Here is a 13,271-nt window from a genome sequence, read left to right as displayed (position 1 = left end):
ATCAGCTCCAGCTGTGGCCGCAGGCCGTGCACACGTAGGAGATTCCGCCGTTGTCGCCGAGTACCTGGGCCACGTGCGCGGAACCGCAGGAAGGGCAGCTGAGCCGGGGGGTCGTGTCCCGTATCAACGCCGCACCGAGGAGGTGGCCGACCTCCTCAAGGATGCTCGCAGGCATCGCTACTCCCTCCCGTCGGGTCGCGCCCCCTTCCGGCCGTTTGATTCTGCCACGGCCGGAGCAATACGGTCAGCGACGCCTCAGTACCAGTCCGGACACAGCACCCACCATGGCCGTTCCGGCCAGCGCCCAGGCACACAGCGAGAACGCCTCCGCGGAGGTATACGACCGCAGGGCCCCGAGTGACTCAAGCCGGTTCAGGAACAGTGTGCCGAACGCGGCCACCCCGATCAGCTGACCGAGCTGGGCGACCGTGGCCAGCAGCCCGCCGGCGTCCGCCGCGTCCTCGGGCCGCACGGTGGCCAGCGCTCCGGTCAGCGTCGGGCTGAAGGCGAGCGCGAGCCCGCCGCCCATGCCGACATAGCCCGGGTACAGCAGCACTCCCCCGTCGCCGCCGCCGTGGAAGGCCAGGCCCACGACGGCCGCCGACACCGCCGTGAGCGCGAAGCCGGCCGGGGTGAGCGCCCGCTGCCAGGCCGCGGGCCACCTCCGCCAGGTCACGCTGACGGCCCCGAAGACGACCGCGGTCGGCGCGAAACCCAGCCCGGCCCGCAGGGCGCTGTGGCCGAGACCGCCCTGGACGTGCAGGGTCAGCGCGAAGAGGAATCCGGCGTTGACCGACATGACGGCCAGGATGCGGAACACGGCCAGACCGATCCCCGGATGACGCAGGACCCGCGGTGCGATCAACGGGGCGCCGCCACGCCGGGCCAGCCGGGACTCGTAACCGCAGAACGCCGCGAACAGCACCAAGGCGGCGGCCAGCGACAGCCAGGACCACAGCGGCCAGTTCTCCTCCTGCCCGAGCACGAGCGGCACGGTCAGCAGGGACACGGACGCGCCGAGCAGCACCAGTCCCGGCAGGTCGAGGGCGCGTGCCCGCTCGGGTCCTGTCTCGCGCCCCAGGGGCAGGACCCGCCTGCCCAGCACCAGCAGGAGCACGCCCACCGGCACGTTGACCAGGAACACCGGTCGCCAGCCGGTGCCGAACAGGTCGGCGCTGACCACCACCCCGCCCACGATCTGCCCGGCCGCCGCACCGACGGCGAGGACCGCCGAGTAGGCCCCCAGCGCCCGCGCCCGTGCCTCGCCGGTGAAAGTGCGCTGGATCAGGCTGAGCACCTGCGGTATCGCCAGCGCAGCGCCGGCGCCCTGCACCAGCCGGAACACGATCAGCCCGGTCGCTCCCCGCGCCAGACCACAGGCGAGCGAGGCCGCGGTGAACAGGACGAGTCCGGCGAGGTGGACCCGGCCGTGGCCGAGCCGCTCGCCGAGCCGCGCGCCGGTGATCAGCAGGACGGAGTAGGAGATGGCGTAGCCGGCGATCACCAGTTGCAGGTCGGCACCCGAGGCGTGGAGCTCGGAACCGATGGTGGGGGCGGCGACGTTCACGATGAAGACATCGAGGGCCGCCATGAACAGGGCGGACAGGAGGACCCAGAGCAGCAGCCGGGACCGGTTGTCAGTGGCGGATGTTTCACTGTCCGTGGTGGCTGGTTCACTGGTCGCAAGGATCGGAGCGGGCGCGGGACTCGGCCCGGTTCGAGGTGTCGTCGTCATGGCGTCGAGCCTGGCGGCGAGCCGGTACGGGTGCCGAGTGCCCGCCGATGCTGGTACTGACAGCACCTGGCAGCACGCGGCCCGGGTGCCGACGATGGGATGGGACGACGGGGGGCATGGGAATGGGGACGACGGCACAACGCCGCAGGCCGGAGCTGGCGGCCTTTCTGCGCAGCAGGCGGGCCCGGGTGACCCCGGCCGACGTGGGCATGCCGCCGGGGCTGCGGCGGCGCACGCCCGGGCTGCGCCGGGAGGAGGTCGCCCAGCTCTCCGGGGTGGGCGTGACCTGGTACACGTGGCTTGAGCAGGGCCGGCCGATCAACGCCTCGCCGCAGGTGCTGGACGCGGTCGCGCGGACGCTTCGACTGGATCCGCCGGAGCGGGAGCACCTGTACCGGCTGGCGGAGGTGCCGTTCGAGCCGGACGCGGAGGGCTTGATCCGGCAGGTCGGACCGGAGGTGCAGGCCATCATCGACGCCCTGGACCCTCTGTTGGCGGTGGTCTACAACGCACGGTACGACGTTCTGGCCACGAACCCGGCCTACCGTGATCTGTTCGTGGTGCCCGAGACCCGCGCGACAGGCGTGCCCAACGTGCTGTGGACGCTTTTCACCATGCCGGAGGACACCTGCCCGATGGTGCACCGGGAACGCGAGCTGCCGGTGATGGTGGCGACGCTGCGGTCCTCGTACGGCAGACACGTGGGAGAGCCGGCGTGGGAGGAGTACATACGCGCGCTGTGCGCGGCCAGCCCGTACTTCGCCGAGTTGTGGGCGAGCGGCGAGGTGACGCCTCCGGGGCCCCGGGTGAAGACCTTCCGGCACGAGGCGGTGGGCGAGATGCGGATGACCTCCCAGTCGCTGTCCGTCGACGGGATGCCCGAGTGCCGGATCGTGGTCTACAGACCGGCGGACGACGCGGCGCACCGGAAGGTCGTGGTGCTGAGGGAGCACAGACGGCCGGTGTGGCCGCCGAGGGACATGGTGGCCGACGCGATGATCCGGGCCTGAACACAAGAAATCCCGCCCCCTTGAAGGGGACGGGATCCTCATCACCGATCTTTGACAACTCAACAGAGTGTCGACCAGTGGAGCTAAGGAGAATTGAACTCCTGACCTCCTGCATGCCATGCAGGCGCTCTACCAACTGAGCTATAGCCCCTGGTGTTCTTCCCGCTCGGCGGGGCGAACAAGAAGAACTTTAGCCTGTGACCTGCCGGAAAGTGAAATCCGGGGCCCGGGGTCTCGGGACGCTCAGTCGTCGTCGCCGAGGACGGGCTCCGGGAGGGTGCCCGCGTTGTGCTCGAGCAGGCGCCAGCCGCGGGCGCCCTCGCCGAGCACGGACCAGCAGCAGTTGGAGAGGCCGCCGAGGCTCTCCCAGTGCCGGGGCTCCAGGCCGAGGAGGCGGCCGATGGTGGTGCGGATGGTGCCGCCGTGGCTGACGACGACCAGGGTGCCGTCCTCGGGAAGCTTCTCGGCGTGCCGCAGCACGACGGGGGCGGCGCGGTCTGCGACCTCGGTCTCCAGTTCGCCGCCGCCGCGGCGGACCGGCTCACCACGCTTCCAGGCGGCGTACTCCTCGCCGTGGCGGGCGATGATCTCCTCGTGCGTCAGACCCTGCCAGACGCCCGCGTAGGTCTCCCGCAGGCCCTCGTCCTGGGTGACGTCGAGACCGGTGAGGGCGGCCAGCTCGGCGGCCGTGTTCGCGGCCCGCTGCAGGTCCGAGGAGATGATCGCGTGGGGTCCCAGGGAGGCGAGCAGCCGGGCGGCGCGGCGGGCCTGGCCGATGCCGGTCTCGGTCAGCTCGACGTCCGTGCTGCCCTGGAAGCGGCGCTCCACGTTCCACGAGGTCTGGCCGTGCCGCCACAGGATGACGCGGCGGCCGCGGACCCTGGGGTCGCTCACCTCACCGGTGACGCTCATCGCCACTCCCCGCCCGGCTCCCGGTCGGCCTCGGCGGCCTGCAGCTTGGCGTGCTCCTCGGCCTTGCCACGGGTGGCCTTGGCGTCGGCGGGCAGCTCCAGCTCGGGGCAGTCCTTCCACAGCCGCTCCAGGGCGTAGAAGACGCGCTCCTCGCTGTGCTGGACGTGGACGACGATGTCGACGTAGTCGAGCAGGATCCAGCGGGACTCGCGGTCACCCTCGCGGCGTACCGGCTTGGCGTCGAGTTCCTTCAGCAGGCGCTCCTCGATCTCGTCGACGATGGCCTTGACCTGGCGGTCGTTCGGCGCGGATGCCAGCAGGAAGGCGTCCGTGATCGACAGCACGTCGCTGACGTCGTAGGCGATGACGTCGTGGGCGAGCTTGTCGGCGGCCGCCTGGGCGGCGCTGTTGATGAGCTCAAGGGAACGGTCGGTGGCGGTCACTACATGGCTTTCCGTCGGCGGTCACTGGACCTCAAGGGTCTCACGGACCGCGCGGGGCACCCGACGTGATGACGGCATCACGTCGGGTGCCCCGGCCGTCGTCGCTCCGCCTTCAGGAGGCGGCGGGCTCGTAGTCGGCTCCGAGGACGACCGAGACGTCGGCGCCTGAGGAGACGCTGCCCTTGGTCACGGAGCCGGCGGACAGGCCGAGGGTCTTGGCGACCTCCGTGGCGTCGGCCTTGTGGGAGGCGTCCGCGTAGCTCACCTTGGAGGCGGCCTGGGTGCCGGAGGCGCTGCCGCCCTCCAGGAAGGTGAAGCCGCCGTTGAGGAGCGCCACGCGAGCCTTCTCGGAGTCGTCCTTCACGCCGGTGGCGTTCTGGACGGAGACCCGGACCGCGGAGCCGGCCTCGGGGCTCTTGGCGGCGCCACCGAGGATGTCCTTGACCACGCTGTCGCTGGTCTTGGCGCTCAGCGTGCCGTCGGCCTGAACGGGCAGCAGGGCGGTCTTGTAGTCGCCGTCCTTGGCGAGGTCGGCGAGCTTGGCGAGGAAGGCGCCGAGGTCCTTGTCGGTGAGCGGCGGGTCGAGGATCTGCGCCAGGGTCTGGACGGTGGTGGTGGCCGAGGACGGTTCGGAGGACATCTTGCGCAGGACGCCCTGCATGACCTGGCCGAAGCGCTCCAGCTGGGCGTTCTGGGACTCGCCGGCGGCGCGGTAGGTGGCGTAGGCGACGGCCATCTTGCCGCTGAGGGTCTGGCCGGTGCCCCTGTGGACGAGGGGCGCGGTGCCCTTCTTCCTGGTGTCCGGGTCCGGCACGTCGGTGTCGGTGTCGACATCGATGCTGCCGACGAGATCGACGAGGTTCTGCAGGTAGGGGGTGTCGAGGCGCCAGGTGCCCTGGATGTCGGTGCCGAGGACGGTGTCGAGCTGGTCGCGGGTGCCGGAGGAACCGTCGACGTCGACCGACTTGGCGAGGGTGGTGGCGGAGCCGTCGTCCCCGGCCAGCGCGAGGGAGTTGGGCAGCAGGACGGTGGTGCCCTGCCGGGTGGTGGTGTTGTCGACCAGCAGCACCGTGGAGGTGCCGCCCTTGCCGGTGTTGTGCAGGTGAACGACGATCACGTCGCGTTTCTGGGCGGCGACGGGCGTGCCCGTGCCGCTCTTGGCGCCGGAGGAGGACAGACCGGGCAGTTTCCCGGCGTACCAGAGGTAGCCGGCACCGCCGACGGCGACGAGGGCGAACACGACGACGAGGGCGACGATCCGGCTGCGGGCTCGGCGGCGGGCCTCCTCGCGGCGCTCGGTGCGGTTCTCGGTGAACTTCAGCCAGTCGATGACGTCCTCGGAGTCGCCGTCCGGCTCCTCGACGAACGCGAACTGCTCGGTGCCGTGGTCCGGTTCGCCCGAGTCACTCTGCCGCTCGGGCTCCTCCGGGGCGTGCGTGTCCTCCGCCGGGCCGGCCTGCTGCGGGATGTAGGCGGTCTGTTCGGCGACCCGGGGCTGCTGCCCGCTGCTCGCGGCCTGCCCGTAGGGGTCGTAGGAGGCGGTGTCGTGGGCGCCGGTGCCGTAGGGGTCGTACGGGGCCTGGGAGCCGTAGGGGTCGTAGGCGGGCGGCTGCTGGGCGGAGCCGTAGGAGGACACCGGTGACTGCCGGCCGGTGGCGTACGGCTCGTAGCCGTAGCCGCCCTGCTGCTGGGCGTACGGGTCGTAGGCCGCCTGCGGGGACTGCTGGGCCGGGACATGCCGGTACACGGGCCGGCCGTACTCGTCGTAGCCGACGACTTCGTACGGGCCCGCGCCGTAGCTGGCGTCCCCCGCGTCGTATCGGTCGTTCACCGGTGCCCCTCTCGGCTCACTCGCCGCGGTACAGCTCGCGCTTGTCGATGTAGCGCACGACTCCGTCCGGCACCATGTACCAGATGGGGTCTCCCTTGGCGACTCTCGCACGGCAGTCCGTGGAGGAGATGGCCAGTGCCGGCACCTCGACGAGCGAGACACCACCTTCCGGCAGGCCCGGGTTGCTCAGGTGGTGGCCGGGGCGGGTCACGCCGATGAAGTGCGCGAGGGAGAACAGCTCCCTCGAGTCGCGCCAGGTCAGCAGCTGGGCGAGGGCGTCGGCACCGGTGATGAAGAACAGGTCGGTGTCGGGGTTGAGGGCGCGCAGGTCACGCAGGGTGTCCACGGTGTAGGTGGGTCCGCCGCGGTCGATGTCGATGCGGCTGACGGAGAACTGGGGGTTCTCGGCGGTCGCGATGACCGTCATCAGGTAGCGGTCCTCGGCCGGGGAGACCTTGCGGTGGGACTTCTGCCACGGCTGGCCGGTGGGCACGAACACCACCTCGTCCAGCTGGAACTGCGCGGCGACCTCGCTGGCCGCCACGAGGTGCCCGTGGTGGATCGGGTCGAAGGTCCCGCCCATGACGCCCAGGCGCCGCTTGCCCGTGTGGACGGGTCCGTCGCCCGGCCGGTTCTGCGGGTGCTTCACCGTGTCATCGGCGGTCTCGTGCGCCGGACCGGTAGGCATGTCCTGCTCTCCCATGCGTGCAGACCCTACCGGCCCGGCCTCGGGCGTCCGGCCGGGGACGGGCTTCCCGCTCAGCGGTCGCGGTTGAAGCGCGTGGTGATCCACAGCAGCAGGAGCAGGATGATCAGGGCGCCGCCGCCGGTGACGGCCGGGTTCAGGCTGTTGTGGTTTCCGCCGTGCTCCTCGCCCTCGGCGGCAAGGGTGACCAACTGGGCTGCGACGCTGTGGAAGCTCATCTTCGGCAGGACCTATCGCGTGTGGGCGGGATAAAGATGTCGGCTCATGGTAAGCGGGCGGCCGCGCGGCGATCACGCCGACTCCGCCGTCGGTGACGGGCGGCGACCGGAGGGCGCCCGCGGGCGGGAACGTTCACCGCCTGCCGGCGGGGAACTTCCGCCGCCTGTCAGTCGTCCTTTCGCTTGTAGCCGCGCAGCAGGAACCAGGCGGTCAGTACACAGCCCAGGACCATCACGATGAGGACGATGCGGAGCAGATTGCCCGATCCGTGCTGCTGGACGGCGCTCGCTGCGGCCTCGGTCAGCCGTGCGGCTGCGAGGTGGTGCTCCATGACGTGGACTCCTTCGGCAGTACTGCCCGTCCACGGTATCTCCGCTTAGGCTGGGCCCCGCCTCGGGGGCACAGTGGGCACTCACACGTACATGGGGGAAGACATGTCCGACGACGGCCATCAGCAGACCGGGCACGAGCGCGTGCCCAGCAGGCAGCGCAGGCGCTTTCCGGGGATCTCCTCGCGTGCGTACGAGCACCCCGCCGACCGGTCGGCCCTGGTCGCGCTGCGCAAGCTGAGCGGGTTCGACACGGTCTTCAAGGCGCTCAGCGGGCTGCTGCCGGAGCGGAGCCTGAGGCTGTTGTTCCTGTCCGACTCGGTGCGGGTCTCCGAGCGGCAGTTCTCGCACCTGCACGACATGCTGCTGGACGCCTGTTACATCCTGGACCTGGAGAAGGTCCCGCCGATGTACGTCACGCAGGACCCGCAGCCGAACGCCATGTGCATCGGCCTGGACGAGCCGATCATCGTGGTCACGACCGGGCTCGTCGAGCTGCTCGACGAGGAGGAGATGCGGGCGGTCGTCGGGCACGAGGTGGGACACGCGCTGTCCGGGCACTCGGTGTACCGCACGATCCTGCTGTTCCTGACCAGTCTCGCGCTGAAGGTCGCCTGGATCCCGCTGGGCAACCTGGCGATCATGGCGATCGTCACGGCGCTCAGGGAGTGGTTCCGCAAGTCGGAGCTGTCCGCCGACCGGGCGGGGCTGCTGGTGGGCCAGGACGTCCGGGCCTCGATGCGGGGCCTGATGAAGATCGCGGGCGGCAACCATCTGCACGAGATGAACGTGGACGCGTTCCTGGAGCAGGCCGAGGAGTACGACTCCGGGGGCGACCTGCGCGACTCGGTGCTGAAGATCCTGAACGTGCTCCCCCGCTCACACCCGTTCACCACCGTGCGGGCGGCCGAGCTCAAGAAGTGGGCCGAGTCCCGGGACCACCAGCGGATCATGGACGGCCACTACCCGCGGCGCAGCGGGGACAACGACACCTCCGTCAGCGACTCCTTCCGTGAGTCCGCGGCCAGCTACGCCAGCGATGTGAAGGGCTCCAAGGACCCGCTGATGAAGCTGGTCACGGACCTCGCGGGCGGTGCGGGCGACCTGGGAGGCCGGGTCCGGCGCGGCTTCGACGGCTTCAGGAGCCCGCCGCCGGCCGACGGCGGTCCCGCGGACACTCCGCGAGGGGACGGGGAGTAGCCGCCGGGAGGCCCTGCCCGTTCGGCACCGCTCACCCTCTCGGCTGGGCTCCGGTGGCCAGCGTGCCGCACAGGGCCGGGGTGTTGTCCGGCGCGTAGGGGTTGGTGCCCGCGGGGCCGCCCGGCTTGGCCGTCTGGCCGGCCAGGAGGGGGTGGAGGTAGGCGCTGGCGTCCTCGGCGCAGGACAGCGGGCCTGCCTGGACGGAGGACGTGACGAGCTGGACCTGGTGGGTGCGCAGGTCGTCGCGGTGGAAGCGGAAGGTCACCTCCCGGCGAACCGTGAAGAGGGACACGGGCGCATCGGCGGCGCCGGTGGGGCGCAGGGCGTAGACGAAGGTGTGGTCGGCGGTGATCTCCAGGGTGGCCGAGTCGCTCTCGGTGGCCTGGAGGCTGCCCCGGACGCGGATCTTGTCGTCGGCCAGCTGAGCGAGGGAGGGGTCGAGGCGGACCAGCCAGCCGGTGGGGGCGTGCCGGCCGTCCGCCGCCGGGTGGTCGAGGCTCTGGTCGAACTGGTCGAGCTGGTCGGGGTCGAGGAGGGACCGGGCGGGGCCGACCTGGCGGCCGGTCAGCACCTCGGGGTAGAGCGAGGAGCGGACGACGTAGTTCTTGGCGGTGCTGAGCGCGGCCACGACCTGGCTGTGGGAGAAGTGGGCGGTGCTGTGGGAGGCCGGCAGCGGTATGCCCTCGGCACCGATCTCGAACTGGGCGGCGGGGCTGTGCGCGAACAGGCTCTCGGCGTCGGCGGCACCGGGCACCTTGCCCTGCGGGGCGAGCGGGATGACCGTCATCCGCAGGGGCTCGATGAGCCGCCGGACCTGCGGGGAGCTGTAGGGGTGGCGGACGCCCATGTAGATCGCTGTACCGAAGGCGACGGCGATCAGCATGGCGAGGATCAGCACCTGCCGGGTGAGACCGCGGTGCAGGGGCGGCCGGCGGCGTACGGCGGGAGCGCGATCGGCCATCCGCTCCTGGGCCGAGTACTCCTGGAGGCGGGCAGCACGGACGAACGATTCGTCGAACACGACGGATCGGTACTCGTCCTCTGCACCGCCGGGGCCGCCCTCGGGTGTCCCCTCCGGTGGGTCTCCAGGCCCGCCCATACTTTCAGGGTAGGTCTCGGGGGCCTTGGGTAAACGCCCTGCTACGGGACAAGTTCTGACAGGTTCTCACCCGGCGCGGGCGGCCGCGCTCAGGGGGAGCGCGGGATGACCGGGGCAGCCGGCCGGGAGTAGTCGGCGGAGACGGACGGAGCGGCCGCGCTCCCCTGTTCCAGGCCGGTCGAAGCGGGCGCGGGCACCCGGTCGCGGGTGCCTGAGGAGGCTCCCCGGTAGACCGCGGCGAAGGCCAGGGCGACCATGCCGATGCCCATCACGACGGCGAGCACCCAGGCCACGGGGCGATGCCAGCGGATCTGCTTGCCGTAGGGGCCGAAGAGGCCGTGGTGGTCGCCGAGGACGTAGGTGGCGTCCGGTTCGGCATCGTCCCGATCTTGACCGGATCCGGTCCCCTCGGGGCCGTAGGCGTCGTCGTAGCGGTCGCCTCTGGCGTGGGCGCGGCGGGCCTCCGCCTCGGAGGCCTCGGCTCTGGCCTGCGCGGCGGCCAGGAGGCGTTCGACGGCGGTCGGCTCATGGACCGGGGCCGCCTGTATGAAGGCCTCGTCGAAGACCACGGAGGCGAACTCTTCGTCCGACACCCCATGGTCGTGGTCGTCGTCGGGCTCCCAGCCGTCAGGGAACGGCGTGCCCCCCACGTCCTCCGGCACGGATCCAGAGTAGTCCTGGGGGGTCAATTTGGGCAGACGGTACGCAAATTCATCCGCCTGATGAGACGCCTTTCGGCCGCGCCGAGGGCGTTCCCGGTGCGGCGCGGCCGGAAAGGTGGACCTCAGCGGCGGATGTGGCCGTCGCCGGTGACGATGTACTTGGTGCTGGTCAGCTCCGGCAGGCCCATGGGCCCCCGGGCGTGCAGCTTCTGGGTGGAGATGCCGATCTCCGCGCCGAAGCCGAACTGGCCGCCGTCGGTGAAGCGGGTGGAGGCGTTGACGGCGACGGTGGTGGAGTCGACCAGCTGGGTGAAGCGGCGGGCGGCCTGCTGGGAGGTGGTGACGATCGCCTCGGTGTGCCCGGAGGTCCACAGCCGGATGTGCTCGACGGCCCGGTCCAGGGAGTCGACGACGGCGGCGGCGATGTCGTGGGAGAGGTACTCGGTCTCCCAGTCCTCGGGGGTCGCCTCGACCACGGTGGCCTTGGACTCCTTGGCGTGGGCCATGACCCGCTCGTCAGCGTGGACGGTGACACCGGCCTCGGCGAGGGCGTCCAGGGCGCGCGGCAGGAACGCGGCGGCGATGTCCTGGTGGACCAGGAGGGTCTCGGCGGCGTTGCAGACGCTGACCCGCTGGGCCTTGGAGTTGATCAGGATCTCGATCGCCGTGTCGATGTCGGCCTGGGCGTCGACGTAGACGTGGCAGTTGCCCGTGCCGGTCTCGATGACGGGGACGATGGACTCGTTCACCACGGTCTGGATCAGGGAGGCGCCGCCGCGCGGGATGAGGACGTCGACCAGGCCGCGGGCGCGCATCAGCTCGCGCACGGACTCGCGGCTCTCACCGGGCACCAGTTGGACGGCGTCGGCGGGCAGCCCGGCACCGCCGACGGCGTCCCGGATCACCCGGACCAGGGCGGTGTTGGACTCGTAGGCGGAGGCGGAGCCACGCAGCAGGACGGCGTTGCCGGACTTGAGGCAGAGGGCGGCGGCGTCGACGGTGACGTTGGGGCGGGCCTCGTAGATGATGCCGACGACGCCGAGCGGGACGCGGACCTGGCGCAGGTCGATGCCGTTGGGGAGGGTGGAGCCGCGGACGACCTCGCCGACCGGGTCGGGCAGCTTCGCGACGTCCCGGACGTCGGAGGCGATGGCGCGGACCCGCTCGGGGGTGAGGGTGAGCCGGTCGACGATGGCCTCGCTGGTGCCGTTCTCCCGGGCCTTGGCCACGTCCCTGGCATTGGCCTCGACGATCTCGGCGGTCCGGACCTCCAGGGCGTCGGCGATGGCGAGCAGCGCGTCGTCCTTGACGGCACGCGGCAGCGGCGCGAGGTCGGCGGCGGCGGCCTTGGCCCGGTAGGCGGCCTGGGTGACCGGGGACATCGAGTCGTAGGGCGAGAGCGTGGTCATACACGCAGGGTAGTGCGCCCGGAGGCGGGGCGCGGCAATCGTCCCGTAAGCCGAGACGGCACGCCCCCGGGCCATGCGCTCCCAGGGGCGTCACCGGCGGCTGCGGCCTCACAGGGCGATCAGACCAGGGCCTTCTTGTAGAAGAGGTTGGAGCGGCGGTCGCCCCCGGTGCCGGAGGCGAAGCCGAGGAAGAGGCGGGCCTGGCCCGAGTCCGTGCGGTGGACGGCCAGGCCCTCCGGCTCGCGGAAGGAGAGACTCTCGCCCGCCTTGGTGAGGACGGGCCCCTGCTTGACGGCGCCCGAATTCAGGTCGACGCAGGTGAGGCGGGTGTTTCCGGGCCGGGGGTTGTGCGCGGAGTAGGAGTTGCCCGTCAGGTAGTACATGTAGCGGCCGTAGGAGGTGTATCCCTGCGCGGTGCCCGGGATCGAAGGCTGCTTGAGGTACGCCACCGGCTCGCTGAAGTCACCGGCGGTGGCCTGGCTCATGCGGTAGGCGGCGAGGTACTTGGCGCCGTTCTTGTGGTGGCGGACGAGCATGATGCCGTGCACGTGGTCGATGGAGCAGGTGAACTCCACGGCGCTCGCCACCGGGCGGTACTTCCTGATCGCGGAGGAGGTGTGGGAGAGCGTGCCGCCCCGCACGAACTTGAAGCGGCCGAGCCGGGTGCCGTAACCGTGCTTGTTCGCGTCCACCTCTGTCCACAGCCAGCTGTCGCGGCCCCGCGGCTCGACACCGAAGGAGACGCCGTGGCCGAAGCCCTTCAGGTGCATGGCGGAGACGTAGTTGCCGGCGAGGTCCAGTTCGGTGATGCAGAGGTCGCCGGAGGTCTCGCCGCTGCCGTTGCGTCGCTGCGCGACGAACAGGCGCTTGTTGACGCTGTCGAAGGCGAAGCCCTGCTGCACGGTGTCGTCGTGCAGCCGCCGGTTGCGGAACAGGTCGTAGGAGGGCGCGGTGAGATCGAAGCGCGGCGAGCCGGCGATGGCGGCGGACGCCGTGCCCGAGGTGGCCCCCACGCCGAGCGCGGCGATCCCCAGACCGCCCGCGGCCCGCAGGATTCCCCGGCGTCCGATGGTGTGCTGCTGCATGGTCCCCCTTGTGTGGCGGTGGTTCGGCTGGACACATGATCCACATGCGTCCAGCCGAACCTACCGGCAGGGCCGGCGGGGCCAGACGCGGGGCCCGGGGCCCGCCGCGGGAGCGGAAGGAGGTCAGAAGGGGTGGACACCGACGGGGGTGGCGGGGGCCGGGCCGTACCCCTCGGCGATGCGCTGGTGGTACGTCTCCCGGTCGATGACCTCCAGGCCGACGATCTCCCAGGCCGGCAGTCCGGCGCTCTGCCTGTGCTCGCCCCACAGGCGCAGCGCCACGGCGGCGGCGTCGTGCAGGTCGCGGGCTTCTTCCCAGTAGCGGATCTCCGCGTGGTCCGTCGCGTATCGGCTGGTCAGCAGGAAGGGGTGGTCGTTGGCGAGCTGTTCCAGGGCTCGCCGCAGTTCCGGCAGCGGGACCTTCTCACCGGAGACGCTGAGGGTGACATGCCACAGGCGGGGCAGGTCCTTGGGATCCTCGTAGGTGTCCCCGGCCGCGACGCTCGTCAGAGCACCGCGGGACGCCGCCCCAGGGCGCACTCGTCTCACGACGGCCTCCTTCACGCATGCCTCGCATGGCCCCTTGACGGAACGTGCCCCTTCAACATGTCCACGAGACAAAGTTGAGCAG

Annotated in this window: 15 protein-coding genes and 1 tRNA gene; 2 read left to right on the top strand and 14 right to left on the bottom strand. The window is 71.2% G+C overall.

What is annotated here, in order from left to right; all coding sequences use genetic code 11:
• Position 1: 1 nt before the first annotated feature.
• Both ABZ079_RS03250 and ABZ079_RS03245 read right to left on the bottom strand, forming a co-directional pair.
• Positions 2-175 carry a hypothetical protein gene (locus ABZ079_RS03250; RefSeq protein ID WP_356937683.1) on the bottom strand — a complete coding sequence of 58 codons (174 nt, stop codon included), beginning with the start codon at positions 173-175 and terminating at the stop codon, positions 2-4.
• 69 nt (positions 176-244) lie between these two features.
• Positions 245-1,621 carry an MFS transporter gene (locus tag ABZ079_RS03245; RefSeq protein ID WP_356938107.1) on the bottom strand — a complete coding sequence of 459 codons (1,377 nt, stop codon included), beginning with the start codon at positions 1,619-1,621 and terminating at the stop codon, positions 245-247.
• A gap of 236 nt (positions 1,622-1,857) precedes the next feature.
• On the opposite strand from ABZ079_RS03245, the gene ABZ079_RS03240 reads away from it, so the two are divergent.
• Complete coding sequence (locus ABZ079_RS03240) at positions 1,858-2,745, top strand: helix-turn-helix transcriptional regulator (protein WP_356937682.1); 888 nt, start codon at positions 1,858-1,860, stop codon at positions 2,743-2,745.
• A 78-nt stretch (positions 2,746-2,823) separates the two neighbouring features.
• On the opposite strand, the gene ABZ079_RS03235 is transcribed toward ABZ079_RS03240, so the two are convergent.
• The 7 genes from ABZ079_RS03235 to ABZ079_RS03205 form a co-directional block, all read right to left on the bottom strand.
• Positions 2,824-2,896, bottom strand: a tRNA-Ala gene (locus tag ABZ079_RS03235).
• A gap of 92 nt (positions 2,897-2,988) precedes the next feature.
• Positions 2,989-3,657, bottom strand: coding sequence for a histidine phosphatase family protein (locus ABZ079_RS03230; protein WP_356937681.1), 669 nt, complete (start codon positions 3,655-3,657; stop codon positions 2,989-2,991).
• Complete coding sequence (rsfS, locus tag ABZ079_RS03225; protein ID WP_356937680.1) at positions 3,654-4,100, bottom strand: ribosome silencing factor; 447 nt, start codon at positions 4,098-4,100, stop codon at positions 3,654-3,656. Before rsfS ends, ABZ079_RS03230 begins: the two co-directional genes overlap by 4 nt.
• Positions 4,101-4,212: 112 nt before the next feature.
• On the bottom strand, positions 4,213-5,931 hold the full coding sequence (locus ABZ079_RS03220) for a LytR C-terminal domain-containing protein (RefSeq protein WP_356937679.1): 1,719 nt from the start codon (positions 5,929-5,931) through the stop codon (positions 4,213-4,215).
• A gap of 16 nt (positions 5,932-5,947) precedes the next feature.
• Entirely contained in the window at positions 5,948-6,634 is a 687-nt protein-coding gene (nadD, locus tag ABZ079_RS03215) for a nicotinate-nucleotide adenylyltransferase (RefSeq protein ID WP_356937678.1), read from the bottom strand.
• A 56-nt stretch (positions 6,635-6,690) separates the two neighbouring features.
• Positions 6,691-6,855: a hypothetical protein gene (locus ABZ079_RS03210; RefSeq protein ID WP_356937677.1), complete on the bottom strand. Its 165-nt coding sequence runs from the start codon at positions 6,853-6,855 to the stop codon at positions 6,691-6,693.
• A 167-nt stretch (positions 6,856-7,022) separates the two neighbouring features.
• A complete protein-coding gene (locus tag ABZ079_RS03205) occupies positions 7,023-7,187 on the bottom strand; it encodes a hypothetical protein (RefSeq protein WP_356937676.1) in 165 nt (54 codons plus the stop codon).
• A 103-nt stretch (positions 7,188-7,290) separates the two neighbouring features.
• Here ABZ079_RS03205 and ABZ079_RS03200 point away from each other — a divergent pair, with 103 nt between their 5' ends.
• A complete protein-coding gene (locus ABZ079_RS03200; protein ID WP_356937675.1) occupies positions 7,291-8,385 on the top strand; it encodes a M48 family metallopeptidase in 1,095 nt (364 codons plus the stop codon).
• A gap of 31 nt (positions 8,386-8,416) precedes the next feature.
• Here the strand turns inward: ABZ079_RS03200 and ABZ079_RS03195 are convergent, their stop codons facing one another.
• From ABZ079_RS03195 to ABZ079_RS03175, 5 genes are all read right to left on the bottom strand, one after another.
• Positions 8,417-9,484, bottom strand: coding sequence for a hypothetical protein (locus ABZ079_RS03195; RefSeq protein ID WP_356937674.1), 1,068 nt, complete (start codon positions 9,482-9,484; stop codon positions 8,417-8,419).
• 89 nt (positions 9,485-9,573) lie between these two features.
• Positions 9,574-10,173, bottom strand: a complete 600-nt coding sequence (locus ABZ079_RS03190; protein ID WP_356937673.1) for a hypothetical protein — start codon at positions 10,171-10,173, stop codon at positions 9,574-9,576.
• 95 nt (positions 10,174-10,268) lie between these two features.
• Positions 10,269-11,555 carry a glutamate-5-semialdehyde dehydrogenase gene (locus ABZ079_RS03185; protein ID WP_356937672.1) on the bottom strand — a complete coding sequence of 429 codons (1,287 nt, stop codon included), beginning with the start codon at positions 11,553-11,555 and terminating at the stop codon, positions 10,269-10,271.
• 119 nt (positions 11,556-11,674) lie between these two features.
• On the bottom strand, positions 11,675-12,640 hold the full coding sequence (locus ABZ079_RS03180; protein ID WP_356937671.1) for a teichoic acid biosynthesis protein C: 966 nt from the start codon (positions 12,638-12,640) through the stop codon (positions 11,675-11,677).
• Positions 12,641-12,763: 123 nt separating this feature from the next.
• A complete protein-coding gene (locus tag ABZ079_RS03175) occupies positions 12,764-13,189 on the bottom strand; it encodes a hypothetical protein (RefSeq protein WP_356937670.1) in 426 nt (141 codons plus the stop codon).
• Positions 13,190-13,271: the final 82 nt, after the last annotated feature.

The sequence above is a fragment of the Streptomyces sp. NPDC006314 genome (assembly GCF_040613075.1).
GTDB lineage: Bacteria > Actinomycetota > Actinomycetes > Streptomycetales > Streptomycetaceae > Streptomyces.
This window is presented reverse-complemented; position numbering and strand designations above follow the sequence as displayed.

Bases quoted from the DNA above. Each gene is read 5' to 3' on its own strand.
- ABZ079_RS03240 (WP_356937682.1), top strand. From the start codon at position 1,858: ATGGGGACGACGGCACAACGCCGCAGGCCGGAGCTGGCGGCCTTTCTG.
- nadD (WP_356937678.1), bottom strand. From the start codon at position 6,634: ATGGGAGAGCAGGACATGCCTACCGGTCCGGCGCACGAGACCGCCGAT.
- ABZ079_RS03180 (WP_356937671.1), bottom strand. From the start codon at position 12,640: ATGCAGCAGCACACCATCGGACGCCGGGGAATCCTGCGGGCCGCGGGC.
- ABZ079_RS03230 (WP_356937681.1), bottom strand. From the start codon at position 3,657: ATGAGCGTCACCGGTGAGGTGAGCGACCCCAGGGTCCGCGGCCGCCGC.
- ABZ079_RS03210 (WP_356937677.1), bottom strand. From the start codon at position 6,855: ATGAGCTTCCACAGCGTCGCAGCCCAGTTGGTCACCCTTGCCGCCGAG.
- ABZ079_RS03185 (WP_356937672.1), bottom strand. From the start codon at position 11,555: ATGACCACGCTCTCGCCCTACGACTCGATGTCCCCGGTCACCCAGGCC.
- ABZ079_RS03205 (WP_356937676.1), bottom strand. From the start codon at position 7,187: ATGGAGCACCACCTCGCAGCCGCACGGCTGACCGAGGCCGCAGCGAGC.
- ABZ079_RS03250 (WP_356937683.1), bottom strand. From the start codon at position 175: ATGCCTGCGAGCATCCTTGAGGAGGTCGGCCACCTCCTCGGTGCGGCG.
- ABZ079_RS03200 (WP_356937675.1), top strand. From the start codon at position 7,291: ATGTCCGACGACGGCCATCAGCAGACCGGGCACGAGCGCGTGCCCAGC.
- ABZ079_RS03195 (WP_356937674.1), bottom strand. From the start codon at position 9,484: ATGGGCGGGCCTGGAGACCCACCGGAGGGGACACCCGAGGGCGGCCCC.